We start from the raw sequence: 25,123 nt of genomic DNA, 5'->3' as shown, positions 1-25,123 counted from the left end.
GAGGCAGCAATGCTCATTGGCCGAGCGACCGCAGTATCTCGAGCCACATGCGAGGTGTGCGGTCAGCGCGGAGGCGGCCACTATAGCTCGGAGATCTACAGGCGCTTGTGCGAGGCGCACCTGCGAGCCGCGCAAGGGGCCGTTCATCGGAAGGTCTTCGGGTGTCCTAACCTTGATCGGCCAAATCGAAGGCGGGGTGTATCCTTGAGATGCGGTGTGAACGTGGAAGCGGTTATCAGCCAGCTCGGGACATCATTCGACCGATTGGACCTCCCCGCGGGATCGGCATCACTCGACAGAGCCGCTCCGGGCGTGAGCTGCCGGGCAGCGCCGCGCCCTCATCTCATGCGTTCGGCGACGTATTCGACGACCCCAAAGCCGGGTATGGCGTGCCGCTGGAACGGCAGCATTGTTGGATGATAGGGACTGTCCGGAATCGTGCCGGGAAGGCGCTAAGCGCACGATCGTTCGCCGAGCAAACTGAGCCCTGCGAACGACCGCTTCGTCGGACGAACCGGAACGTCTCCTTTCAGGAGCGCCGATTGGGATAGCGGACGTTCCGGACGGCGAAACGGCCAGTCAGCTTCGCGCCCAATAGCGGTCGTTCCATCGCTTCCGCGCGGAGCTCCGAAGTGGACGATGGTTGAGAACTACGCAGTTCTGCTGATCTCGATCGTCTATCGGTGTGCAGCGCGGCAAGAGAATCGTGCAGATCGAAAATGTTCCGCCCCTGTGCAGCTGAGCCGAACGGGCCACTCCGTGCCACGTGTCGAACTCAAATCTTAACCTCTGCAGGTCAGCTGGGAACATCCTGTTGTGCAACAGATTGAAAGGCCGGATGGCGAGCTTCTACTTTGACCGTTTTGAGGCGCGAACGCCTCCGGCTCCCACTCCGTTCTCCCGGCCCGTTGAGCTGATCTGGCAATTCCTTGCGGTCGCCTCCTTGGGTGCTGGCGCACTTTATCTTCACTGGCGATGGACGGAGTCGCTGAACTTTGAGGCGCTGTGGTTCGCGATGCCGCTCGTCGTGGCCGAGACCTGCGCCTACATCGGGCTGATCCTGTTCACAGCGAACCTCTGGAGGACACGCGACTACCCCAGGCAAGCTCCGCCGGCCAGCATCGTCGAGTGCGTGCAACCGGGCGAGGCGGGAGACCGCCCCTTGGCGGTGGACGTGTTCATTGCCACGTACAACGAAGACGAAGAGCTGGTTCGCCTATCCATTCGCGACGCCAAGGCGGTCACCTATCCGCATCCGCTAGAGCTCAGGGTTTACGTCCTCGATGACGGCCGCCGAGACAGCATGCGGAAGGTGGCCGAAGAAGAGGGCGTGGGTTACATAACGCGGGAGAACAACGTCGGCTTCAAGGCCGGCAACCTGCGCAATGCGATGGAGCAAACAAGCGGTGATTTCATCGTCATCTGCGATGCCGATACGAGGCTGCTTCCATCCATCCTCGAGCGCACCCTAGGGTACTTCCGCGATCCCGATGTGGCTGTCGTGCAGACGCCCCAATGGTTTTACGACATACCGGAAGGCGAGCGCCTGCAGCAGGTCTTGGGCAGGTGGCTCGGCAAAACCGGTCGGCTGATCGGCAAGGGGGTCGAGTCAGTTTTCGGAGAGATACGTATCGGCGAGGACCCGTTCGCCAACGATCCGGCGATGTTCTACGACATCATTCAGCGGCGAAGGAATCCGTGGAACGCCGCATTCTGCTGTGGAGCCGGTTCGATCCACCGCCGCGAAGCTGTGATGTTCGTGGCTCTACGCGAGTTCTCCGACGCAGTTTCGCGCAGCGTGGACGGTGCACGACCCCGCATCGATCGCCTCCTGCGTCGCCGCAATGCGGCGCTCGATGCATTGGCGCGTTGGCAGGCCGCTCAGAGCCAAGAATTAACACCCTACAAATTCCACGTGTCAGAGGATATCTATTCGACCCTGGTGCTGCACCAAGAGAAGGAGCGGCACTGGAAAACCGTGCTTCATCCTGAGGTCGAGTCCAAGATGCTCTCTCCCCAGGACCTGCTGTCCTGGACGATCCAGCGCTTCAAATACGCCGGCGGCAGCCTGGATATCTTCTTCCATGATAACCCGATCCTGAAGCCGGGCCTCTCATTCATGCAGCGGGTCATGTACCTGGCCACGTTCTGGTCGTACCTTGCTGCGCTCTGGAACGTGGTGTTCCTGACCGCACCGCTCATCTTTCTGTTCACCGGAATAGCGCCTGTGAATGCCTACACCGGTGAATTTTTTGCCTATGCCCTGCCATTCCTGGTTTTGAACGAACTGGCGTTCATGGTGGGCACTTGGGGCCTGTCCGGCTATAAGGGGAAAGTGAGTTACCTTGCCAGCTTCCCCATCTCGCTTCGCGCCTTGTGGGCCGTCGTCCGCAGGAAAAGGATCTCGTTCCCGGTGACGCCCAAGCAGCGGCAAGCGGGCAACCAGTTGCACCTGGCATGGCCCCAGATCGCAGTGATTGCGCTGACGGTTCTCGGCTTGGCGTGGGCGGGGGTACAGCTGATGCGAGGTGCAGGCGGATATAGCCTGGGCGGGCTGATCGTGAACGGGCTATGGGGGCTGAGCAACATCCTCGCCATGTCGATCATGGTTCGAGCGGCTGTTTGGAAACCGGAAGGTGAAGCGTGAGATTCCGTGAGAAGCTGCGGCGTGGCCGAAGCCATCTGATAATGATCGCCGTCATGCTGATCACTGCCGCGATCGTGACGAGCATCGACGATAGCGAACTCGCGGACGGGGCAGGGCACGTCATGCCGGGCAAGGGCGAGCCCTCGCTGGCTCAGCGGGAGCCTAGAGCAACTTGATGAGCGTGAGGCGGTTCAGCCCTTCTCGAGTGCTGTAGTTGACCACGTCGACACAGGACTGGACGATACCGATGCCCCGGCCTTCGGTCGCATCCAAGGGTGCCGGGCGGCACTGATCGAACAGTCCCGGCGGGACGGGGATGCCATGATCGGTCAACGTGATGACAGCGATCCCTCGATCGATTTCGAGGTCCAGGCCGATCTCCCCTCCGCTGGTCCCGGCGTAGCCATGCTCCACGACATTGTTGGCGGCTTCGACAGTGGCGAGTTCGAGGTCGTACGCGGCCATCTCGCCCAAGCCGCCTTCGCTGCACTTCCCGCGCAACCATTCGGCCAGCCGCCGAACTTCACGCAGATCCGCGTTAATCCGGATGGCGCCGGGAACGGCTTCAGCCGGCAAGGGCCTGCCGTGCCTGGTCGGCATCGCCGTAGAGCCTGAACAGGCTATCGAGCCTCGTGATCTCGAACAGGCGCCGGACCGGCGGCCTGGCGCCGATCACCGCAATCCGGCCGTCCGGGCCCATCTGCTTCAGTATGGAGACCAACACACCGAGGCCGGTGGAGTCGATGAAGCTGACTGCATCGAGGTCGAGCAAGACCCGCTTCTGCTCAGCAGGCAGCTCCTGCTGCGCTCGCCGCTTGAACTCGGGCGCGGCCGCGGCGTCCAATCGCTCGCAATCGACCCGCAGGTCGAAGATGTCCTTCCGCTCGTTCATGGCGCACTATCCTCCAATCTAGTGAGCTCCAGCGCAAGCAGTGAAACGTCGTCATGGGGGCTCGCTTTCCGGAGCCCCAGACCCTCTTCGATGAAATCCACGAAGCCCGCCAGTGGCCTCTCCGCTCCCGCTTCCAGCAGCCGCGCCAGGTAAAGATCGCCGGAAACGCCAGATTGCCGCCCGTCGAAGCAGTCGGTGAGCCCGTCCGAATAGACGGTCAAACGGGCGGATGGGCCGAAGGTAAACGGCTCCGCTGCGTAGCTCACGCCAGGGAACCAGCCCAGCGGCATCGAGCCACCCTGTTCAAGGACAGTGACAGCGGTCCCTTGCTGAAGAAGCGGCGGTGGGTGGCCAGCGCGCACGATCCATCCTCTGTTGGCGGGTGCGTCGATGACACCCGCCAGCATCGTCGCGTAGCTACCGTCGCCGCGTTGCAGCATCTCTTCATTCAACCCCACGGCAGCCCGACACAGTTCTGCGGGATCGCTGGGGCGGAATCCCTTCAATCGATGGTGAAGGTGAAACGATTCCAGTGCTGCGGGAACGCCATGGCCACGAACGTCGATCATGAAGAACAGCGTCTTACCTTCACCGAGGTCCAGGGTGCCGATCGTGTCCCCGCCCAGACTCAACGCCGGCTGATAGAGGTGGACCTGCTGCACAGAGCCAACGATCCTGCCGCTCGGCAGCAGCCGTTCATGCAGCGAGGCGGCCGCATCGAGATCTTCCCGCAGAGCCACGAAGACCTTGCGCATGCGGGCGTGAGCCGTAGCCAGAAGCTGGTTCCGCCGGTTCAGGCGGCGGTGGAGCAGGCGGTTGCGCCGGGCGGTCGCGACTGCAAGCTCGAGCTGCACTGAGTCGACCGGCTTGTAGAGGAAGTGGTCCACCCCAGCGGCCAACGCCTCCAGCATCGCGCCAGAACCCTCACGAGCTGTCATCATCGCGATGTGCAGATAGCTTTCCCCGCTTCGCTCTTGCCGGACGCGCCGGACGAGCTCCATTCCGTCCATCCCGGGCATCTGCCAATCGGTCAGCAGGAGGTCGACGTCCTCACCGATCAGCTTGAGCGCCTCTTCTCCGGAGGGCGCCAGGAGGATACTGCAGCCGCGCGACTGGAGCTCCAAGGCGATGAACTCGCCGAGGATCTCATCATCGTCCACGATCAGCACGTTCAGGCGATCTATCGGCCGCCGTCTGGAAACCCCTTTCATCTCTATCGTTGACAGTGTGTTAGCTCCTTAGAAACTATGTAGATACTTACCATTCCGCAAAGATTGGCCGCTACAGGAGCGGCCACAGACAGCGCATTCCGCACCGCGAGGAACATCAGCACTTGCAAACGATCCGCTCCCTGATTCGCTCCGTAGCCTTAGCTGCAATGATCGCCGCCAGCGCCCCATCGATCGCCGAAGCTCAGGACAGCGGCGTCGTCTACGCCGGAGGTGCAGTGAGCGAAGGTCAGAATATCTACGCGGGAGCGGTCGTCGCTCTACCCGGTGCACGGCTCGGTAGCGGTCTGGCCGTGCGCGGCGGCGTCAGCGCCGGCAGGTACGAGTATCGGACCAACGCGGTCGAGATCGAAGGGAAGTATACGTCAGCCGAACTCGCGTTCGTACATCAGAGCTCGGGCGATTGGGGCTGGGCGAACTTTGGCGTGGGCCCCCGCGTGACGGATACTGAGCTCGAACCGGCAGACTCGGGTAACGAGCGTGTCGGAACGCGGTGGGATGTCGCGCTTCAGACGGACGGAGCGGTGGGAAACCGCTGGCGGCTTGGCTGGTTTGGGTCCCTCGGCGTGCTCGACAAGGCCTACATCACGGAGCTTCGCGCTGGGCGCCTTCTGTCGGAACAGAGCCAGACGCGAGCGGGCGTGGAGGCGGGCGTGCAGGGGGACGATACCTACACGCGCGGTTCCCTGGGGCTGTTCGTCTCGACAATGTTCGCTGAGAAGTCCGAGGTCCGGATTTCCGGCGGGCTGAGCGAACAGGCCGGCCGCAATGCCAAGCCATACGCTGCACTCAGCCTAAGCCGAACGTTCTGAGGTGAGGGGCCCGCGCGGCAAAGCGTTTGGCGCCGGCGTGGCCGCCCTCGCGTTAACGGCAGCCACACCATCGAGCGCTTCGAGCATGGACGGGTTCATGATGATCAACCCGCCCGCGGACTATGTGCTGGTCTGGCAGGATACATTCGATGAGCAGTCCTACCCTTCCGAGGAGCGTTGGCAGTATGACACTGCGCGCAACAAATCGGGCTGGTACAACAACGAAGTCCAGTATTACGCGCGGCGCCGGTCCGCCAACACGCGGATCGAGAACGGCAAGCTGATCATCCAGGCCCAGCGCGAGGACCTTTCTCGCGAACGGTTGCGCGATTGGAAGGGGCAGCGCTTTAGCTCAGCTCGCCTGACGACGCGCGGCAAGGCCCGTTGGCATCGAGGCTTCTTCGAAATCCGTGCCAAGCTGCCGTGCGCCGTCGGCGCGTGGCCCGCCATATGGCTGTTCCCGGACAAGTCACCTGGCAATTGGGAGGGAGGGGAGATCGACATTGCCGAGGCGGTGGGGCACGAGCCTGATGTCGTCTACCATGCGGTGCATACGCCGGAACAGAACTTCAAAAACGGCAATCACCAGCAAGCTCGAACGACGATCCGGAGCTGCGATGCCTTCCATGACTACCAGCTGCACTGGACTGCAGACAGTGTGACCATCGCGGTCGACGGCAAGGTTGCTCTGGTAACCGACGCTGCTGCGTTCGATCGGCCTATGTCTCTCATCTTCAACGTTGCTGTTGGCGGTGATTGGGGCGGCGCCGAAGGGATCGATGAAGCGGCCTTCCCCGCAAGCATGGAAGTCGAGCACGTCCGAGTTTGGCAGCGAAGCTGAGGATGTCCACGCTCGCACAAACTCAGCCACAGTCCGCCGGCACGGATGCACGTTGGCGCAGGACCGTCTGGCTCGCGATACTCTGTGCGCCTATCATCATCGCGGCCATTGCCCTGCTGGTCTATCAGCAGACGGCCTCTGCCGACCGCTTGCGAGCTGCCGTCTCCGCTTCGCAGGAGCGCCGCGCACTGGTGCTGTCAGTGCTCTCAGCTCATCAAGACCTCGAAACCGGGCAGAGAGGTTATCTGATTACCGGGCGCGAGGATTTCCTAGACCCCTACCATGCGAGCATGGCCGATCTCGAGGCGATCTTGTCGAGGATGAAGCACGCCTTCGCCAGCCAGCCTGAACAGCTCCGGCTGCTCGCCCTGGCGGAACAAGCCTCACGGGAGAAGCGCAAGTTCTCGGAAGGCACGGTCGCATTGCACCGGGCCGGCGATGCTGTCGCTGCTCGCGAACTCGTCCTCAGCGGGCGTGGCAAGTATCTGATGGACGGGTTGCGCGGTGCTCTGGGCGCGATGCTCGAAGCAGAAGAGAGGCACCTCGGGAGGATTTCGCGACAGGCGACGGATGCGACGACAGCATTGCGCTGGCTCACACTCGGACTGCTGGGCGGCCTTCTCTTCCTATTGACCGCGGCTGCAATAGCGCTCGGCAGGATGTTGGAGCAGCGGCAACGGATGCTGGCCACCCTTGAGGACACGTCCCAACGGCGCGCTGCCATCCTCAACAGCGCGATGGATGCCATCCTCATACTCAATCCGAGCGGAACGATCGAGTCCGTCAACCCAGCCGCCGTGCGCATGTACGGATATGACGAGGACGAGCTTCTGAGCCGCGACGCGGGTATGCTTTTTGCCGAGCCCCCGCCCATCGGCCGTGTGGCCCAGCTACTGCGCGAATTGAACCTGATGGAGAGCGAGCCTGGTTCATTGCGGGAGATCGTGGGGCGGCGGAAGTCTGGCGAAACCTTCCCAACGGACGTCGCCATCACAAGAGCTCCATTCGCAGAGGGCCTGCGCTACGTTGTGGTGATCCGCGACATCACCGAGCGCAAGCGTATCGAGACCATGAAGGCCGAGTTCGTCTCGACGGTGAGTCACGAGCTCCGCACTCCGCTTACCTCCATCGCAGGATCGCTCGGGCTGCTCGCCGGCGGTGCAGCGGGCGAACTTAGCGACAAGGTGAAGCGGCTGATCACGATCGCTCACAGCAACGCGGACCGGCTGGTCCGGCTGATCAACGACATTCTCGACGTCGAGAAGCTCGAGTCAGGGAAGATGAGCTTCGACAATCGCCCGATCGACCTGACTTCCGCACTTCAGCAGGCGCTCGACGAGAACGCCGGCTTCGCGCGGTCCTACAACGTGGATCTTCGCTTTGATCGGCCGGAGGTGGCGGCGCACGTGCTGGCCGACAGCGATCGTCTCGCGCAGGTCATCGCCAACCTCTTGTCCAACGCGATCAAGTTTTCTCCCGCTGGCGGCTGTGTCAGCCTGACGCTTGCACCAGGAAGGCGGCGCCACCGTATTACTGTGTCGGATCAGGGACCGGGTATACCCGAAGAGTTCCACACACGCATCTTCGAGAAATTTGTACAGGCTGACTCTTCGGATGCGCGAGCGAAGGGGGGAACAGGCCTGGGGCTGAGCATCGTGCGCGAGATTGTCGAGCAGCTCGGAGGTTCTATCAGTTTCGACAGCCGACCGAGCGAAGGAACCCAGTTTCACGTGCACTTACCGGCGCTCGTGGAGGAGGAGACCGTGGAAAGGGTTCGCCACAGCGTGCTCCTCTGCGGGCCGAGTACGGCTTCGCCTCTGCTCGCGGCACTTGATGCGACCCATGATGTGCACACCGCGCAGACGCTCCCCACGGCCTACCAGATGCTCGACAGTGGCCCCTTCGATGCGGTGCTGGTGGAATTCGGGTCGCATGCTGGCGACGTGGCACAGATCGTTCGCTACGTGCGCAGGTCGACTTGTAACGAGACGACGCCGATCCTCGCCTTCGGCGAGGACGCGGAAGGTCAGCTTGTAACCGATCCGGCGCTCGTCGTGGACTGGCTGCATAAGCCGCTGGAGGTCGACACGATAGGACAGCGGATTGACCAGACCATACAGGGCGACAATGGTGCAAGACCCGTGATCCTGCACGTAGACGACGATCCGGACATCCTGCGGGTCGTCGCTGCGGCAATGAGCGACAAGGCTCAGGTGGTGTCGGCCAAGAGCCTGGCGCAAGCGCGCTCCGCCATCGATCAAGAGCGCTTCGACGCTGTGATCCTCGATCTCACCCTGTCCGATGGGCGCGGGCCGGAACTGCTGGCGCACTTGCGTGAGAAACAGGGTTCTGTGCCCATCGTGGTGTTCTCGGCGGAAGATGCCGACGGAGCCAACGCCGGCCAGTTCGAAGACTTTCTGACCAAAGCCAAGACGCCGCTGCGCCGGCTCGTCGACGTGGTCGAGCGCCATACCAAACGGCAGGGAGCGCACGAATGAGCTGGCGAATACTCTATGTCGACGACGAGCCCGATCTCCGCGAGGTGGCGCAACTCAGCCTTGAGCTCGATCCGGAATTCGAGGTTCGCACATGCGCTTCCGGCGCCGAAGCTCTCGAGGAGCTACCCACCTGGAAGCCGCATGTCGTGCTGCTGGACTTCATGATGCCCGACATGGACGGGGCAGCCACTCTAAAGCGGATCCGTGACGACCAGGACCGTACTACGCCAGTCATCTTTATCACAGCTCGCGCCGGTGACAGCGACGCGGCGGCGTTGATGGCCCTGGGAGCTCAGGGGGTGATCGCAAAGCCGTTCGACCCGATGCGATTGGCCGAGCGGGTGCGTGAGTTTCTCGTCCGTGACTGACTACGACCAGAAGATGTCAGAGCTGCGAGCCCGTTTCCGGGAGAGGCTTGCCGGCGAGCTGGAGGACTTGTGCAGGTTCTCCGCTGCCACCGCTTCACCCCATGATCTGGCCAGTCTGCGCGACAAGGTTCACCGGCTGGCCGGACTGAGCGGCACCATGGGGTATCCGGAGATTTCCGCGATCGCCAAGCGCCTCGATGAGGCGCTCGGCGGGACGCCCGAGGCGGACCAGATCGACCAGCTTACTGCAACATTGAGCGACGCTATCCGGAGTGTGGTGGAGCGCTGACCTGCAGCTTTGGAAGCAGCGTGGCAGAGCGGTCTGCGGGTCTGCTCGGCCGCATCAAAGATGTTCCTGACTGCTCGCAGCGCGCCGGTGTCGCTGTTACGCAACTCGCCTCGGCTGAGGCACCGCAGCGATCAAGCGGGACACCTCGCCGGCTTCCATCGCTCGCCCGAAGTAGTAACCTTGGGCGAACCTGCAGTTCTCCTGGAGAAGCGCTTCTCGTTGATCCTCCGTCTCCACGCCCTCCGCAACGACGTCGATCTTCAGGCTCTCCGCCAGCTTCACGACCGCGGATACGATCGCTCTGGCTTCCGCGTCGTGCGTCATTCGTGCCACGAACGAGCGGTCGATCTTCAGAACATCGACCGGGTAATCGCGTATATGCGAAAGAGATGAGTAGCCGGTTCCGAAATCATCCAGCGCAATCCTGAGGCCGGCAGCGTTGAGTTGCTGGAGAGCGCGGCCCACGTAGTCGGGCCCGCGTTCATAGAAGACGTGTTCGGTGACCTCCACTTCGACCATGCCTGGAGGCACGCCGAACTCGTCGATCTTCAGGAGCAACCGGTCGGCGAAATCGTCGCGCATGAATTCGGCCGGCGAGGCATTCACTGCGACGAACCCGACGGGGATCTTCTGGTCGAGCCAGCCTCGCAGGTCGCGCAGCACCCGCCGCTGCATCAAGTCGCCGATCTTCGATGCGAGTTCGTAGTCGTTGAAGGCTTCCGCAACGGTGCTGGGAAGTTGCATACCCCTGGACGGATGGCGCCAGCGAAGGAGCGCCTCCAACCCCACGATCCGCCCCGTGGCGAGCTCCACCTTCGGCTGATAATAAGGCTCCACTGATCTCTCGGAGATCGACGCTCGTGCCAGGCTCAGTTGCGACGAGATGAGCTGGGCCTGCTCCCGCATCTGTCCGTGGAACCTCTGTAAACCGCCGCGGCCACTCTCCTTCAGCGCATACAGAGCGATGTCGGCGTTCTTGAAGAGCTCGTTCGCGGTTGTTGCATCTGCCGGGAACACGGCGCCGCCGACGCTGGCCGCGGGGCTGATGAGCCGCCCTTCGAACCGGACGGGTTTCCTGAGCCGTTCCAGTATCGATTGACCGGTCGCGAGCAGGTTCGAGCCGGCGTCCGCACCTTCGATGATGATCGCGAACTCGTCTCCGCCGAGCCGGGCGACGAAATCGCTTGCCCGGACGATACCTCTCAGCCGCTGTGCCAGAACGCGGAGGAGGTGATCCCCGGCCGCGTGCCCCAGCGCATCGTTCACATGCTTGAAGTGGTCCAGGTCGATCAGGAGAAGAGCTACGTCGTCGCCGCACTCCATCGCGCGAATGGCCGCGGTCTGCAGCCGGGCCTCGAACGCTCTGCGGTTCGGAAGTTCGGTCAGACTGTCATGTTCACTCGTCCAGCGAAGCTGATCCGAAGTCTGGCGCTGGGTGGTTATGTCCCTGGATATCGCAAGGATGCGGATCACATCGCCAGCATCGTTCCGCATCGGGGTCACGGACACGTCCCACCACTTTGCCGTTCCCCTGGCGGTGGGGCAGTAACCATCCACTCTGACGCTCTCCCCTTCTCGTGCGCTGGCGAGCGCGGCCTTGATCATGTCGCGGCACCTTGGCGGCCAGAGCTCACCCCAGTGCCGGCCGGTGAGTTCGTCCGGGTTGTCCAGCTCCAGCGCCCGCACACCGGGCATGTTGATGAACTGCAGCCTGCCTTTCAGATCGATGATCTTGATGCAGTCCGCGCTGGCTTCGAGCACGCTCTGGTAAAGCATCTCGCTCTCACGGAGTGCCGCGGTGGTCGCCTTCTTCGCCGTGATGTCCTCGGCCAGGATGATCGAACTCTCGACCTCGCCCGTGTCCGAGATGACGAACGACACGCTGACGTTGCACCATACAACCTCGCCATCTGCACGAACGTAGCGCATCTCCTTCTGGAAGGGCTTCTTGGCTGCGGCCTTCCTGCGTGAAAGCGGCAGCTTCCAGGTAACCTCATCGACGTGCGTGAACTCGGCGATGGAGCGCCCCTTGAGCTCGCTGCTCCTGCGCCCGAGGATCTCGCAAAACTTCGGATTAACCAGCCGTATCAAGCCATCCGGGTCGGTCTCGATGATGCCGACGAGGGCCTGGCCGAAGACCTTCTGTAGCCGCGCCTCGCGGTCTCGGAGGGCGCGAACAGAGGCGTTGCGCTCAGTGTTGTCGAGCATCGCCCCAACCATTCTGGTGGGCTGCCTCCGGTCGTCTCTGATCAGATATCCGCGATCCAGAACGTCCGCGTAGCTGCCGTCCGGCTTCAAAAAGCGGTATTCGGAAACGAAGCGGTCGGCCTCTCCAGCGACCACGCGCTGCAGTTCGGCCGTGACTCGGGCGAGGTCATCGGGGTGTACCCGGTCCAACCAGCTACCTTTCTCGCTTTTCGCCATTGCGAGGTCGCTTGAGGTAAGACCCGCATCGCGCCGAACTTCATCAGCAGCTAGGTCCCAGTCCCAGATGGTATCTTGCGTCGCCTTGGCGACGAAGCGGAGCCGTCCTTCGGTCTCCTCGACTTTCTTCTCGGCGGCGACCTGGTCGTGAATGTCTCCGATAATGCCTTCGAGAAAGAGCGGGTCACCTGCGGCAGAGTACACAACGGCGCCACGCTCATGAACCCAGCGAGCCTCTTCCGATTTGCCGCGGATGCGGTAGCGGAGCTCGAAAGAGGATCCTGCTGAGACAGCTTGGGCCACTTTCTCCGTGATCAGCGGCCGATCTTCCGGCTCGACCAAGCTCTCCCAACTTAGCCTGCCGGATAGGAACTCTTCTGGTTCATATCCCGTCAGTTCGGATACGGCTTCATTGATGAAATCCATCTGCCAAGGCGGCGTAAGCTCGCAGCGGTAGGCGACACCCGGGAGGTTGTCGAAGACAGAGCGTAGCTGGCGCTCGCTCTCAAGGAGCGCGTCGGCAGCCTGGCGACGCTCGGTTACGTCTGCAAGGGTCCCGGCGATGTACCGGCTCTGGCCGGACAGCTCTAGAAGCGGCCGGCCGAGCGCGTGTAGCCATATAACCGATCCATCGGCCCGTAGACCCCGAAAAATGACATCGAGGCCCCCAGTGCTGCGCAGGCTCTCTTTCAGCCGATCCCGCAGGAGCGCCTGATCCTCGGGGTGCACCGGAAGGACAGCGCCGCACGTGATCGCGACGGGATCAAGCCCGAAGATGATGCTCGTGGTCGCGTCCCAGGCGAGTAGTCCGGAGCGCATGTCGACCTGCCAGGTTCCCACGCCAGCACCAGATAGTGCAGATGAGAGAAAAGCTGGTGAGAGGATCGGTGCTTCGACCTCGGCGTCGGCCGCCGCAACTCCGCCGCCCCAGATGGTAGCCACCGAAAGTACCGAGCTCATGTTGCTGATCTCCCTAGTCAATTCGTTACTCAGAGACAGTGAAGGAATGCCCTCGCGCGAAGGCGTAAATCTACCTAGTTGCGGATCCCGGGCGAGGAGTGTGCTCCTCGAAGGGTAGCTCGAAGCGGCGCTTGCGAGGTCGCGCCGGTGCTCATGTGAGGTAACCGCTGTCTCCATCGGGTAATTCGCTCGTCGGGACCGCGGGCTCGCTCCTCCGCTGCAACAGCAACGACAGCATCGCTGAAGAGTCCGGCGCTTGAGGGTGCGGTAGTATCTGCTCAGGCTCAGCCGAATCCGGCCAGTCGCCTTCCGGCCGAGCATCTGACCGGCAGCTCTGTTTCTCCCAAGGCCATTCCGGGGACGAGTGGGTAACAGCGATTGGCCTTCGGTGAGCGGAATACGGCACGCATTCGCTTCGGCGAACGAAGGCATCAATGATCTACATAACCACCGGCAATCTGCGCGCCGTTCAGATTTGGCTGGGCCACACCAAGATCGAGAACACCGTTTGTTATCTGGGCGTAGATGTCGAAGATGCGCTCATGCTCGCCGAGCGCACTGAATCTGACGTCTGAGCGGCCATCCCGTCGTGTAGATGGCCGCTCCTCAGCTCCTGGTCCTCATTAGCGGTCGTCCGCGTCTGGGTGGAAGTCGGACATCCGCCAGTAGCCGCGTGAACGGCCGCTGATGCGAGCGAGTTCTAAGCTAACGACCGCGTCTCTGATGAGATCCGTCACTTCACACCGAGCGGAGAGTGGCAGGTTCGCCGCCGCTGTGGCCGAGAAGCAAGTTTGCGGGCCTGTGCGCCTCATGAACTGCAGCCTGGCAGGTGAGGGGCGGCGGCGAAAGCAGACATGCAGTCGGATGCTGCGTCATTCCGCCTTGGCTTAGCTGTGAGCCGAGTCAGCACCGACGTTGAAGTAGCCTAGATTGGATCCATCCCTCCGTGCTACCCAAGCCCGTCAGTCCAGAGAAAAGCCGTTGATCACCTCTTCCACGATGAAACGCTACGGCGGCGCGGTGGGCATCGCCGCCACTGCGATCCTTCTCCGCATCGCCTTGGATCCGTTCCTCGAAGGCGTTCAGTTCATCACCTTCTTCCCTGCCGCGGCCTTGGCGGGACACCTCTATGGCAGACGGGCGGGGATGCTCGCGGTGCTTCTGTGCGGGTTCGCTGGCTGGTATTTCTTCGTGGGGCCGCACGGGTCCTTCCTGATCCGCACGGCGCCCCAGGCGGTAACGCTGTTCCTCTACTTCACGATTGCGAGCGCGCTGGCGGTGGGCAGCGACATGCTCCGTCGGGGTGCCGAAAGGGAGCATCTGGCGAAGCTTGCGCTTGAAGAGCAGCGGGACGTTGCCGAAGAGGTGAAGCAGCGCTTCCGCAGGAGCGAGGCGCGCCTGCTGCTCGCGCAAAGAGCTGCGCGCGCAGTGGCGTGGGAGTGGGACTTCGAAACCGACTCAATCCGCTGGAGCGATCTCAAGACGCTCCACGAGCTTGCCGGCGACGACCTCGACTGGGTCACTGGTTTCGAGCAGTGGTGCAGCAGAATCCATCCGGACGACTTGGATGCGCACCTGAAGGAAGCGGCAGCTGCGGTCGAGGCGGGCCGCGGCATCCTGGAGTGCCGGATCATCAAGGACGGTGAAGTCCGCTGGATCGAAGCGACCGGCGAGGTGGTCGAGCGCGCCAGGGACGGAAGTCCGCTGAAGATGACCGGCATCACGCTCGACGCAACGGAGCGCCGGCTCGCGCAGCAACACCAGCAGCTTCTGATCAATGAACTCAACCATCGGGTGAAGAACACCCTGGCGGTAGTCCAGAGCCTTGCCCGGCAGACCTTCAAGGCAGCGGCGACAGGCGAAGCGCGCGCTGCGTTCGAAGGGCGGTTGCAATCACTGGCCCGCGCCCACGATGCCCTTACTCGGCGGAACTGGGACGGTGTGAGCCTCGCTGAAGTCGTCGGCGCGGCAACCAGCCCGTTCCAGTCCGGTGCCGACGGTTTCGCTGTGGACGGGCCAGAGCTGCAGATTAGGTCGGAACCAGCGATCTCGCTCGCCATGGCATTCCATGAACTCGCCACGAACGCCGCCAAGTACGGTGCCCTCTCCGTCCCGGGCGGCGCCGTAGAAGTGCGTTGGAGAGTCGATGAGAACGTTCCCGAGCCGCTTCTGAAGATACGCTGGCGGGAGAGCGGCGGCCCCGCCATTGCCCCGCCCGTGCGGAGGGGCTTCGGGTCACGTCTGCTGGAGCGCGGCTTGGCTACTGAGCTTGGCGGGCGCGTGGAAGTTCTCTTCATCCCTGAAGGGGTGAGCTGCGAGATCGACGCACCGTTTACTCGGCTGGTCCGAAGCGACAAGATGCCTGGTGCGAGTTCGGCCGGCGAAGCCGGAGCTCTGTAGCGTCGAGGAAGTGTAGCATTCCCGGTTCTGTCCAGGTCATTCTATTGACCCGGCTCATGACGCGCCTGGCTCATCAGGAGAGGTGTAGACGAAGCAGTTGAGCTGATAACAGGCTGCATCGACCCTTTCCATCCGCAGAGCCGACACGCGGAGTCGCTGGCGCCAATGTCGCTTTCCGGCCCACGAGCCGACAGACTGCTCTTGCTCATCCGCGGGGCAGCCATGCGCCAAATGCCAGCCGTTCGAAGCGGGTGCCAACGGCTGCGGCGCCTGTGTAGCTTAGGGAATGTTCTATCCTAGAGAATGAAATAGTCACCGGAAGCACGCACAGTCACCTCGGCAATGGAGATCCCCCACGGCTGGTCAATGGTATGGATGATCGCATCCGCAATGTGTTCTGGCGCAAGCGACGCGTAGTCGATGTTGTCAGGGTCGAGGCGCTCTGCCGGGAGGGTGCCCTGCTGCATATCCACAACCATATCCGCAAACTCGCCCATGTTGTGCGCGAGTATACCGATACCGGCTTGCTGATTGATCACGGTGGCGGACAACCCCGTCACGGGCACCCCCGTAGGCTTGATCACGGTGACCTTGATTTTACCTCGCGCCTCGACGCGCAGGGATTCCGACAGGAAGTTCACCGCACTTTTCGTAGCGCCATAGACCGCTGCGCCAACGACGGGATGATTGCCGTAAATCGACGAAAGATTGACGATATGGCCGCGCCCCTGGCTCATCATCTGGTCGAACACGGCAAGCGTTCCGTGCAGCACGCCCTTGAAGTTGATGTCGATGCACCGGTCCCACGCGTCTAGTGCAGCCTCATGATCGGCGAAAAACGCTAGCGGCATGACACCGGCATTATTGATCATCACATCGACGCCGCCATGCGCCTCAACCGCTGCACGGGCGAGCGAGCGCATGTCCTGCATCTTGGTGACATCAGCAGCTACGGCCTGCGCAGTACCGCCGGCCGCGCGGATTTGCGCAGCAACGGCTTCCACGCCATCCAAATTGATGTCGGCACAGGTAAGCCGCGCCCCCAGCGCAGCGGCTTTTTCAGAGACGAGCCGCCCGAAGCCGCTTGCCGCTCCTGTGATGACGATCGATTTACCAGCAACGTGATGTCCATTCATCCGGTCAGACTAGATGATGCGCAGCGCGTGGCAAGCCGCCGTGGGCTGATCGAACTAGAAAGCACGGCCTAAAATCGGACGTGCAGCAGACGCCCGGTTACGGCAATCGAACGTGCCGGCCCATCATGGATGATAGAGGCGGAGAGGGTGAGGCCCGGTGCTGGCGTCGGCTGGAGCGAAGACCGTGACCGCAGCGGGCAGCACCCGGAAATGGGCTGGCGTAGCAGTTACGATCTCGCCGTCGGTGTTGACCGGCATCGGGCGCCTGGTCTCGATGTCGAACTCCACGCACCGCGCCGTCCGTACTTCCTTCCAGGCCCCGTGAGTTCCGGTTCTGAAGGCCCGCGCCATGAGCACCGACTTCCATAGGCTCGGCATCTCCAGGCTGTAGAGATCCAGTCGGCCATCATCGATCGCGGCTGTCTCTGCAACGACATTGCCGCCGCCATATAGACGGCCGTTCCCTACCGCGATCTGGTAGGTTTTGACCCGCGTACCGCTGCCTTTCTCGACGATCCGCGCGCGAAAGCGCCTGGCGCTCGCCATCACACGCACCACGGCAACAGCATAGCTGAGCCGTCCAAACCGCTTCTTCAGTTCTGGGTCGAGCTTCTGGGCAAGGTCGCTGCTTAGGCCGATGCTCGCCACATTGAAGAACGCGTGGCCATTCACCATCCCGACATCGATCCGTTTCGTCTGACCGGCAACGATGAGGTCAGCGGCCGCCGCAAAGTCGAGCGGAATGGACAGCGTCCGCGCAAGATCGTTCGCGGTTCCTGCTGGGATGATGCCGAGCGGCAGGCCGCTCTCGATCACGGCCGGGGCGGCCGACGAGATCGATCCATCGCCGCCGCAAACGACAACCGCGTCCGACGTTTCGTGAAGTCGCGTGATGTCCCGAGCGATCTCGGGCAGGTTCTCGAACGGTTCTACGGTAACCGCGAAGCCTCCAGCCTCCAGCCGGGCGCATACCGTTTCGAGGGCCTCGCCGCTCCGCCGCGCCTTGGCATTGTGGAGGAGCAGAACGCGCTTGATGGGGTGCGACGTCATCAGGCAAGTCGATCGGGATGATTATCTGGCAAGGAACAACCGCTATACGCAATCGAAGTTCAGGACCAGACGTTCTAAGGTCGCTCCCGCCGCGGCGCTCGACGTGCTTCCGATGAGCGCTCGACCACACAGGTCCGGGCGGGCTAGTCGTAGGAGGGGTCTCGCGGGCGGGTACAAGAAGAACAGAAAGCAGGAAGCGCTTGGCGCGTAAGCAAGTCGATCCGGAAAGGCGCGTGGAGGTCGGGCGCGAGCGGCGGGCACGCACCCGGGCGAAGATCATCGCCGCCGCTTTCGAGGTCCTGGGTGACGAGCGAGGTCTTTACGCCCGCAGCGAGGATGTTGCCGTGAAGGCAGGTGTCACTCGTGCCACTTTCTATAACCATTTTGCCAGCATGGCCGAGTTACGAGAAGCTCTGTCCATCGAGGTGACGCACGGCTTTCTCGAGGCGGTAACCGCTACGATCTCTCAAATCAGCGACGCCCGTGACCGCTCCGCGCTGGCAGTACGCTTCTATCTGCATCGTGCCCGCGCAGATAGGCGCTGGGCCTGGTCGATGATCAACTTGAGTGCGGCGGGGGCTATCTTTGGCGCAGAGACGTTCAGCCAAGCCGAACAGACGGTTCGGGAAGGCGTGGAAGAGGGCGTGTTCACCCTGCAGTCTGTTGCGCTAGGACGGGATCTTCTGCTGGGCACGACCTTGGCAGCCATGGCGTCGATCGTTCGCGGCGAGGTCGACGGCGATTATCCGGAGTCCATTGCGGCAACCATCCTGTTCGGATTGGGCGTACCGCTCGAGCAAGCATTGACGTGCGCGCGTCGAACTCTTCCTTCACTGGCGCTCACCAGCGCCGATTGACAGGGACTTCCAAGGGCGTTTACCTCTCGAAAATAGACAGACTGTCAATTTCAAATGACAGCGTGATCGAGGAGAGATTGCGATGGAAGACATGAACCCGAACGGCGACAGCTTTGCCGTCGCACTGGAAGCCATCACGGCGGCCATCGGCGCAGACAACGTGCTCACCCAAGACCTGGCAGACCATGGTGATCCTTTCGCTCCACCTGGTGAATGGTACCGCCCGGGTGCTGTCCTCCTCCCCGGCAGCGTCGAGGACGTGCAGGCGATCCTAAGGATTGCGAACGAGCACGGCACACCAATCTGGACGAGCAGTCAGGGCCGCAACAAGGGCTATGGCGGCGGCGCACCGCGCGTGTCCGGCACCTTCACCGTCAGCCTCCGGCGGATGAACAAGGTGATCGAGGTCGACGAGGAAAACTGCATGGCGCTGGTGGAGCCCGGCGTCCGGTTCTTCGATTTATACGACCATCTGCGCAAGACCGGCTCCAGGTTGTGGATGTCAGTCCCGGATCTTGGAGCGGGCAGCGTCATCGGAAATGCGCTGGAGCACGGGGTGGGATACACGCCGATCGGCGATCACTTTGCAAATCATTGCGGGATGGAAGTCGTCCTGCCCGATGGCGACATTCTGCGCACGGGCATGGGCGGAATGTCGAATCCGCACAACTGGCTGATCTACCCTTACAGCTGCGGGCCATCGTGGGACGGCATGTTCAGTCAGTCCAACTACGGCATCGTGACGAAGATGGGAGTGAGCCTGTTTCCTGCGCCCGAAGTCTACGCCCCTGGTTGGTTCACGCTCGACAATGAAGAGCATTTCGGGACGTTTCTGGAAGTGCTGCGACCTCTCATGATCGACGGCACCATTTCCAATCAGCCCATGATCATCAATGCAGTGTGCGCGGCAAGCGCGTTCGGTGAGCGCAAGCAATGGTACGAAGGCGCCGATCCGATCCCCGAAGAGGTGCTCGACAGGATCGCAGCAACGCCGGGCTTCGGACGCTGGGTCATGCGCTTCGCTCTCTATGGCGACGAGCCGGTTGTGGCGCACAACCGTGCCAAAATTGAGCGAGCCCTGACTGCCATTCCAGGTGGCGCCGTCTCATTCGACCAGTACGACGGCTGGAACCTGCCCGAACTTACGAACCCGCATCACCGCGTTCAGGCGGGCGTACCCTCGATGGCGCTGGATCAGATGACGCGCTGGTATGGCGGGGAGGAAGGCGGACACATCGGCTTTTCCTGCGCCATGCCAATCGCGGGCAAGGACGGTGTTGCGATCCGTGACCTCGCTCGCAACCTGCTGAACGAGCGCGGGCTCGACTACTCTGCCGCGATAATTGTCGGCAGGCGGAGCATGATCCATGTGGCGCTGGTGGTATTCGACACCAAGGATGACCAGCAGACCCGAGAGGCATACGCCGCGACTAAGGCAATGCTCGAACCGGCAGCCAAGCTCGGATACGGAGAGTACCGCAGCCACCTCGACTTCATGGACGAAGTGGCTGCGCTTTATGACTTCAACGACAACGCGCAGCGCCGCTTCGCCGAGAAGATCAAGGACTGCCTCGATCCTAACGGCATCCTCTCGCCTGGCAAACAGGGCATCTGGCCAGCAAACTGCAGGTGAGCGGCTCAGCGTGACGATCCCTTTGGGTACAGCCCGGGGAAGAGGGTTGAGGTGGCCGCGTCCGAGCAAGGGTTGATTGGTGGTCAAGGGTGGTCGGACTTGGAGATCATCTCCGCACGTAGGCACACTGCCGGGAGGCTAGTCCAGCGCCCTCCGGTTGCCGCAGTCTAGGTGGCGTGCTCATCAGCGCGCATCGTACAGCGCGTCGGTGGATGAAGTGCGATTTCGAAGTCCGCATCTTCAAAGCTATGGCCAGAAGCGGACCGTCTGCTTTCGGCCAGTTCCCGCCGCTCGCCGCCACGCACGAGCGCTCTATCCACACCATTTGAGCGAGAGGGTGTAGCCGTATCGAACCTGCTCCTGATGAGACACCCGGTAATCCGAACGGACGGGGAACAATCTCGGCTCCCGATCAGCAGCATTTGCTAAGGCCGCGACCATCGGAGCCTGACCTCTATGTCAGCTTAGCGCCCATAATCGTTCATTCCCGCGGCCCTCTGAAGCTGTCAGGAGCGGACCGTCCGCCCGACGGATGCATCGTTAGGGAGCTCAGAGCCGTGGAAGAGCTAGAGCGCTCCACCCATCAACTATGCAGCCCTAAGCTCCACTGTTCCGCACCAAGCTGCCCTCAAGGCTGCCAAGCGCAGAAGTTCAGGTAAGCCGAGTTTCCGTGAGCGGAACGGCAATTTGGCAAACAACTCCTTCCAAATTGAAGTCGAGATCGACGCGGCCGTTGAGCTCTAGCGCCAGACCTCGTGTCAGGAGCCGAGTGCCGAACCCCGTTTGGCTAGGTTTTGGCACCGCATCGACACCGCTCTCGCGCCAGCTCAGCTCGAGGTGGTGGTCTGCAGAAACTCTCCAGTTCACGCGGAATTTTGCCAACTCAGATGCTGGGCCTGCTAGCTACGGTCTCTAGAAGACCAAGAACTCGGCGAGCTAGTCAGGCTATCTCGTTGAGCGCAACGGCTAACGCCCGAACATCTTCCATGGAATTGAACAATGCTGGCGTCACTCGAACGCAAGCTCCGCTGGCCATGCCTGTCCTGTGCACTGTGAAGATGCCGAAATCCGCCAGCAGTCTCGCTGCGAGGGCTACATTGTCCTCGACGGAAGTTTTCCCAACCAGCCGGAACGAGGTGATGCCGCCGTGCATCCGGTCATCGTCCGGCGTCAGCACCTGAATTCGCGGATTCTCCCGCACTTCCGCGACCCACCCGTCCCGGAGCGCGCGCAACCGGGCTTGCCGCAGCCGGCTGCCGATGCGATCTTGGAAGGATAGCGCTTCGGGAACGGTCAACAAGGCGGCGAAATCGACCGTTCCGGTGTGCACACGGGACAAGATGGTCCCGGAGTCCTTGTCCTCGTCAGCGAGGTCGGGATCGATGGCCGACACCCGGTCTTTTCGGATGTAGGCTGCGCCCACTCCGAGGGGCGCGCCGATCCACTTGTGCAGGTTCAGCCCTACGAAGTCCGCTGCCAGATCGGGAATCGTGAAGTCCACCTGGCCCAGGCTATGGGCCGCATCAACGATGACATCCACGCCGCGCGCCCGAGCCATTGTGGCGATTTCCTTTACCGGGATCATCAGCCCGCTTCGATGGCTGATGTGGGTGAGCAAAATGAGCCTGATTTCCGGATGCTGGGCCAGCGCCTCGGAGTAAGCGGCGATCACATTGTCATGCGTCGCGGGCTCTGGAAGAGCGATCTTGATCGTGTGCGCGCCGCGTCGCTCCATCGCGGCAGCGAGGCTCGCCTGCATGCTGCCATAGTCGAGATCGGCGTAGAGCGCGGCCTCGCCCGGATGAATGCGGTTATAGCTCCCGATCAGGGCTTTTAGCGCCTCCGTCGCGTTGCGGGTGAACACGATCTCCTCGACATCGACACCTAGGAAGGCGGCCACCCGGTCGCGTACGGCGGTCAGATCACCGCCCATGCCGCGCCGGGCGTAGAAGCTGTTCTCACGATTGACCCGCTCCACCAGCCGTTGGTACGCGGCGAGTACCGGGCGCGGCATGATGCCCCAGTTTCCGTTCTCCAACTGCACGACATCGTCGCTGACATCGTATTGCGCGGCGATACTGGCCCAATAGGCTTCGTCACGAGCGAGCGAAATATCGGCGGCCGCGACAGGGCCTGCCAAGGCGCGGTTAGGGGCGGCTGCCAGAAAGACACTGGCCGCCGCCCCTTGGATCCACTTCCTGCGGTCGATCGACGTCATGATCGGGTCAGAACTCGACGCCCAGGCGAACGTAGTAGAGGCCCCCGTCTGTGTCGTAGGGAGCGTTGCGGGAGTAGATCAGGCCCCGGCTGGCCTGGAAGGTCGCTTCGTCGGGATAAGCGTCGAAGATGTTCTCCGCGCCGACCGTCAAGTTGACGGCCTCGGTGATGTCGTATGTCAGTGATGCGTCGAACAGCACCATAGAGCTGAACCGCTGAAAGATCTGCCCGTCAGAGTTGTCGCTGTTGTCGGTCCATGGGCCGTAGTAACGGCCGTGCAGGCGCAGCTGGATCGCGTCCAGTTCATAAGCGATAGTGCCTGTGGCGTTGTGCTCCGGCAGGCGCTCCTCGAAGATGCGGCGCTGGTCCTCGTTGCCGATGGTGGCGCTGGTCCCGCCGGTCACGGCCGTATCGTTGTAGTTGTAGGCCAGCCTGGTTTCGATCCGCCCCCGACCAAGCAGAGTCGTATATGCGAGCACGGCATCGATGCCGCGCGTGCGCGTATCGAAGTCGTTGGTGTAGTAGCTCACGCTGGTGAAGCGCAGCGGGTTGGGCACACCGGCGGGTACGGCGAAGGATCGCGATTGGCCGAAACGCCCTTCAACGTCGATCTGATAGGCATCGAGGCTGGCCGTAATCCCTGTTGGCGAGCGGAAGACGATGCCTGCGGTGATGTTCTCCGACTCCTCGGGCTCAAGCGGCTCTGCGCCGAGTGCGACAGCGATCGGATCTGACGGAGAGAGGCGCCCGGCGGTGAAGACCTGAAGCGTGTTGGTGTCGAGGCCCTGGCTGGTGCGCGAAGTGTTGAGCTGGCCCGGTGTGGGGGCCCGGAAGCCCGTGGAGTAAGTCGCCCGGACAGCCAGTCCGTCGACCGGCTCGATGCGGCCGGACAGCTTGTAATTGAACGTATTGCCGAACTCCGAATAGTCCTCGTAACGCGCCGCTGCGCCCAGCGTGAGCATGTTTACGGGGTGCCACTCGAGATCGACGTACGCGGCGTAGCTGGTCTGGTCGAATTCGCCCGACTGGCTCGGGCTGAAGCCAGGGAAGCCATTGGAGTTGGGCGCCAGCCCTTCCGCAGCTCCCGCACCTATGGCGTAGGATTCGGGATCGCCCGGTGAAACCTCGTAGGTTTCCTCCCGGCGTTCGGCTCCGAACGCCAGGTTGAGCGGCTCGAACCCACCCAGATCGAGCTGGTACACGAAGTCCAGATTGAGGTTAAATTCGCGTTGCTCCAGCCGTCCCAGGTAGAAGCTGGTCGGACTGTCCGGGCCAAACGATGCGTTGAGCGATTCATCGAGCGTATAGTCGATGCGGCTGCGACCCGCAGACGCGCTGAGATCGTAGGTCAAGCTGTCGTTCGCCAAGGATCCGCGAAGACCTGCGACGCCCTGGAGGTCGTTAAAGTCGGTTCCAAAGCGCGGAGTGAAGCCGGCCGGATAGCTGCTGGCGAAGTTGAAGCCAGGGAATGCGTCCGTGTTGCGGAACACGCTGGAGGTGTTCGCCGGGTTCCGCCAGTTGAAGTCGGTGCGGCCCTCCCCATCCGCGATCATGCCGAAGGCGTAGAGTTCGGCCGCTTCGAACAGCTCGTATTGCAAATTGGCAGCGCCGCGCAGCGTTTGCGCGTCGGGCTGACCCCAGCGCTGGACGGGATCGGGGATGTCGAGATCGGGCCGGGCCTCCTGCAGCGCGATGGCATCAGCGCGCTGGCGGGTTCGTGAGGTCGCCGCCCCGTCGGAGAACTCCCCGGTGATGACCAGCGCGCCGCGATCGTTCAGCGCGATCCCCGCTTGCAGGCCGGCCCGGTAGGTCTCGCCGTCGCCGTCGTAATATTCGGAGTACTGACCGAAGCCCCTGATTCCGGGCCGATCGTCCAGAATGATGTTGACCACGCCGGCGATCGCGTCGGAGCCATACTGAGCCGATGCACCGTCGCGCAGCACCTCCACACGGCTGATCGACAATCCGGCGATGGTGTTCAGGTCAGGAGCCTGCGATCCGCGCGATCCCAGCAGGGCGGAACGATGATACCGTTTACCGTTGACGAGCACGAGCGTCTGGTCGGGAGACAAGCCGCGCAAGCTCGCCGGCCGCACAAATGCGAGGCCGTCCGCTGCCGGCAGCCTCTGCACGTTGAACGACGGAAGTTGCCGCGCGAGGACTGAGGACAAGTCCGAAGAAACAACGGAATCGATTGCCTCGTTGGTCAACACATCTACCGGCGCGGCAGTGTCGAATGCCGTTCGCCCAATGTCACGTGTGCCGGTAACCACGATGGCCGCTCCGGCGTTGCTGTCGGCGGACTCATTCGCGCTGTCTACGTCCTGAGCGTAAGATTGTGCGGCTATCGCAAATTGAATCGCGCCGAGCGCACAACCGAGGAATGCCTTGTTCACCTGTTGCCCCTGTTCACTGAAGATTGTGGGGCCCCTATGATCGGCTAGGGTCAGCTTGATGACGGATCGACTGCACTGATATTGCAGTACAGAATCGCTTGCCGCGTTGTCCTCTCGGCATTTGGCCAACCTGCTTCAGCGAGCAGCCTGTCGGCTATGCGCCCAATTCGCGTCATTTCGCGGAGATTGCCCGGCGCCGCAAAGCAGACGTCTGTCACGCATGAAGAGGCGCCAACGTAGTGCAGCCACAGCGCGCGGCAGGTGCAGAAAGGCGGGGCGGAATCGCGCATCAAGAGCAGACGTTGCGCTTGCAACCCACGAACTGACGGACTGCACACGGCTGAGCCGCTGGCCAGCTGCGCGCTCGAAGACCGATGTGGGGCCAACTTGGCACTTGTCGCAAGCGGCCTCTCTTCGATCACATTACGGCGTCGCCATCCACCGCCGTCCCAGCTCAGACTAATCGCGTGACCA

Annotated in this window: 18 protein-coding genes and 1 pseudogene; 11 read left to right on the top strand and 8 right to left on the bottom strand. The window is 62.3% G+C overall.

All coding sequences use genetic code 11. The features are described 5' to 3' along the window. The first annotated feature begins 838 nt into the window (after window positions 1-838). Together GRI75_RS10550 and GRI75_RS14700 are read left to right on the top strand one after the other, a co-directional pair. Entirely contained in the window at window positions 839-2,647 is a 1,809-nt protein-coding gene (locus GRI75_RS10550) for a glycosyltransferase family 2 protein (protein ID WP_160746937.1), read from the top strand. A 41-nt stretch (window positions 2,648-2,688) separates the two neighbouring features. Further along, window positions 2,689-2,823, top strand: coding sequence for a hypothetical protein (locus GRI75_RS14700; RefSeq protein WP_268891526.1), 135 nt, complete (start codon window positions 2,689-2,691; stop codon window positions 2,821-2,823). On the opposite strand, the gene GRI75_RS10545 is transcribed toward GRI75_RS14700, so the two are convergent. The 3 genes from GRI75_RS10545 to GRI75_RS10535 are packed head-to-tail and all read right to left on the bottom strand — an operon-like array spanning window position 2,810 to window position 4,708. Then, entirely contained in the window at window positions 2,810-3,247 is a 438-nt protein-coding gene (locus GRI75_RS10545; RefSeq protein ID WP_160746936.1) for an ATP-binding protein, read from the bottom strand. The genes GRI75_RS14700 and GRI75_RS10545 overlap by 14 nt on opposite strands. Further along, window positions 3,213-3,539 carry an STAS domain-containing protein gene (locus tag GRI75_RS10540; RefSeq protein WP_160746935.1) on the bottom strand — a complete coding sequence of 109 codons (327 nt, stop codon included), beginning with the start codon at window positions 3,537-3,539 and terminating at the stop codon, window positions 3,213-3,215. The genes GRI75_RS10545 and GRI75_RS10540 overlap by 35 nt, the downstream gene beginning before the upstream one ends. Then, entirely contained in the window at window positions 3,536-4,708 is a 1,173-nt protein-coding gene (locus tag GRI75_RS10535) for a PP2C family protein-serine/threonine phosphatase (RefSeq protein WP_328597970.1), read from the bottom strand. The genes GRI75_RS10540 and GRI75_RS10535 overlap by 4 nt, the downstream gene beginning before the upstream one ends. A 164-nt stretch (window positions 4,709-4,872) precedes the next feature. Between GRI75_RS10535 and bcsS the strand changes: the two genes are divergently transcribed. From bcsS to GRI75_RS10510, 5 genes are all read left to right on the top strand, one after another. Next, window positions 4,873-5,580 carry a cellulose biosynthesis protein BcsS gene (gene bcsS / locus GRI75_RS10530; protein ID WP_160746933.1) on the top strand — a complete coding sequence of 236 codons (708 nt, stop codon included), beginning with the start codon at window positions 4,873-4,875 and terminating at the stop codon, window positions 5,578-5,580. A gap of 97 nt (window positions 5,581-5,677) precedes the next feature. Then, window positions 5,678-6,421, top strand: a complete 744-nt coding sequence (locus GRI75_RS10525) for a glycoside hydrolase family 16 protein (RefSeq protein ID WP_160746932.1) — start codon at window positions 5,678-5,680, stop codon at window positions 6,419-6,421. 2 nt (window positions 6,422-6,423) lie between these two features. Next, window positions 6,424-8,919 (top strand): ATP-binding protein, encoded by a 2,496-nt coding sequence (locus GRI75_RS10520; RefSeq protein WP_160746931.1) that lies wholly within the window; start codon window positions 6,424-6,426, stop codon window positions 8,917-8,919. Then, window positions 8,916-9,287 carry a response regulator gene (locus GRI75_RS10515; protein ID WP_160746930.1) on the top strand — a complete coding sequence of 124 codons (372 nt, stop codon included), beginning with the start codon at window positions 8,916-8,918 and terminating at the stop codon, window positions 9,285-9,287. Before GRI75_RS10520 ends, GRI75_RS10515 begins: the two co-directional genes overlap by 4 nt. Further along, window positions 9,280-9,576 carry an Hpt domain-containing protein gene (locus tag GRI75_RS10510; RefSeq protein WP_160746929.1) on the top strand — a complete coding sequence of 99 codons (297 nt, stop codon included), beginning with the start codon at window positions 9,280-9,282 and terminating at the stop codon, window positions 9,574-9,576. Before GRI75_RS10515 ends, GRI75_RS10510 begins: the two co-directional genes overlap by 8 nt. A 96-nt stretch (window positions 9,577-9,672) precedes the next feature. On the opposite strand, the gene GRI75_RS10505 is transcribed toward GRI75_RS10510, so the two are convergent. Then, the gene (locus tag GRI75_RS10505; protein WP_160746928.1) at window positions 9,673-12,960 is read right to left on the bottom strand and encodes a sensor domain-containing protein; all 3,288 of its coding nucleotides are present in this window, start codon (window positions 12,958-12,960) and stop codon (window positions 9,673-9,675) included. Between the two features lie 359 nt (window positions 12,961-13,319). Here GRI75_RS10505 and GRI75_RS10500 point away from each other — a divergent pair. Continuing rightward, window positions 13,320-13,535 (top strand): annotated as a pseudogene (locus tag GRI75_RS10500) (integrase); the annotation flags it as partial. A 424-nt stretch (window positions 13,536-13,959) separates the two neighbouring features. Beyond that, the gene (locus GRI75_RS10495) at window positions 13,960-15,360 is read left to right on the top strand and encodes a sensor histidine kinase (RefSeq protein ID WP_160746927.1); all 1,401 of its coding nucleotides are present in this window, start codon (window positions 13,960-13,962) and stop codon (window positions 15,358-15,360) included. 296 nt (window positions 15,361-15,656) lie between these two features. Here the strand turns inward: GRI75_RS10495 and GRI75_RS10490 are convergent, their stop codons facing one another. Then, window positions 15,657-16,496: an SDR family oxidoreductase gene (locus tag GRI75_RS10490; RefSeq protein ID WP_160746926.1), complete on the bottom strand. Its 840-nt coding sequence runs from the start codon at window positions 16,494-16,496 to the stop codon at window positions 15,657-15,659. A 123-nt stretch (window positions 16,497-16,619) separates the two neighbouring features. Continuing rightward, window positions 16,620-17,546, bottom strand: coding sequence for a lipid kinase (locus GRI75_RS10485; protein WP_160746925.1), 927 nt, complete (start codon window positions 17,544-17,546; stop codon window positions 16,620-16,622). 200 nt (window positions 17,547-17,746) lie between these two features. Here GRI75_RS10485 and GRI75_RS10480 point away from each other — a divergent pair, with 200 nt between their 5' ends. After that, window positions 17,747-18,403 (top strand): TetR/AcrR family transcriptional regulator, encoded by a 657-nt coding sequence (locus tag GRI75_RS10480; protein WP_160746924.1) that lies wholly within the window; start codon window positions 17,747-17,749, stop codon window positions 18,401-18,403. An 82-nt stretch (window positions 18,404-18,485) separates the two neighbouring features. Beyond that, window positions 18,486-20,036 carry an FAD-binding oxidoreductase gene (locus tag GRI75_RS10475; protein WP_160746923.1) on the top strand — a complete coding sequence of 517 codons (1,551 nt, stop codon included), beginning with the start codon at window positions 18,486-18,488 and terminating at the stop codon, window positions 20,034-20,036. Between the two features lie 940 nt (window positions 20,037-20,976). Here GRI75_RS10475 and GRI75_RS10470 read toward each other — a convergent pair. Both GRI75_RS10470 and GRI75_RS10465 read right to left on the bottom strand, forming a co-directional pair. Beyond that, on the bottom strand, window positions 20,977-22,254 hold the full coding sequence (locus GRI75_RS10470) for an aminotransferase class V-fold PLP-dependent enzyme (protein WP_160746922.1): 1,278 nt from the start codon (window positions 22,252-22,254) through the stop codon (window positions 20,977-20,979). A gap of 7 nt (window positions 22,255-22,261) precedes the next feature. After that, entirely contained in the window at window positions 22,262-24,649 is a 2,388-nt protein-coding gene (locus GRI75_RS10465) for a TonB-dependent receptor plug domain-containing protein (protein WP_160746921.1), read from the bottom strand. Window positions 24,650-25,123 lie beyond the last annotated feature (474 nt).

The sequence above is a fragment of the Croceibacterium soli genome (genome assembly GCF_009828065.1).
Lineage (GTDB): Bacteria > Pseudomonadota > Alphaproteobacteria > Sphingomonadales > Sphingomonadaceae > Croceibacterium_B > Croceibacterium_B soli.
The sequence above is the reverse complement of the archived record's forward strand: the minus strand, read 5'-3'. Positions and strand labels throughout refer to the sequence as shown.

Excerpts from the sequence above, each read along its gene's own strand:
- GRI75_RS10470 (WP_160746922.1), bottom strand. The coding sequence starts at position 22,254 with ATGACGTCGATCGACCGCAGGAAGTGGATCCAAGGGGCGGCGGCCAGT.
- GRI75_RS10515 (WP_160746930.1), top strand. The coding sequence starts at position 8,916 with ATGAGCTGGCGAATACTCTATGTCGACGACGAGCCCGATCTCCGCGAG.
- GRI75_RS10495 (WP_160746927.1), top strand. The coding sequence starts at position 13,960 with ATGAAACGCTACGGCGGCGCGGTGGGCATCGCCGCCACTGCGATCCTT.
- GRI75_RS10475 (WP_160746923.1), top strand. The coding sequence starts at position 18,486 with ATGGAAGACATGAACCCGAACGGCGACAGCTTTGCCGTCGCACTGGAA.
- GRI75_RS10520 (WP_160746931.1), top strand. The coding sequence starts at position 6,424 with ATGTCCACGCTCGCACAAACTCAGCCACAGTCCGCCGGCACGGATGCA.
- GRI75_RS10525 (WP_160746932.1), top strand. The coding sequence starts at position 5,678 with ATGATGATCAACCCGCCCGCGGACTATGTGCTGGTCTGGCAGGATACA.
- GRI75_RS10540 (WP_160746935.1), bottom strand. The coding sequence starts at position 3,539 with ATGAACGAGCGGAAGGACATCTTCGACCTGCGGGTCGATTGCGAGCGA.
- GRI75_RS10485 (WP_160746925.1), bottom strand. The coding sequence starts at position 17,546 with ATGACGTCGCACCCCATCAAGCGCGTTCTGCTCCTCCACAATGCCAAG.
- GRI75_RS10550 (WP_160746937.1), top strand. The coding sequence starts at position 839 with ATGGCGAGCTTCTACTTTGACCGTTTTGAGGCGCGAACGCCTCCGGCT.
- GRI75_RS10545 (WP_160746936.1), bottom strand. The coding sequence starts at position 3,247 with ATGCCGACCAGGCACGGCAGGCCCTTGCCGGCTGAAGCCGTTCCCGGC.
- GRI75_RS14700 (WP_268891526.1), top strand. The coding sequence starts at position 2,689 with ATGATCGCCGTCATGCTGATCACTGCCGCGATCGTGACGAGCATCGAC.
- GRI75_RS10505 (WP_160746928.1), bottom strand. The coding sequence starts at position 12,960 with ATGAGCTCGGTACTTTCGGTGGCTACCATCTGGGGCGGCGGAGTTGCG.
- GRI75_RS10490 (WP_160746926.1), bottom strand. The coding sequence starts at position 16,496 with ATGAATGGACATCACGTTGCTGGTAAATCGATCGTCATCACAGGAGCG.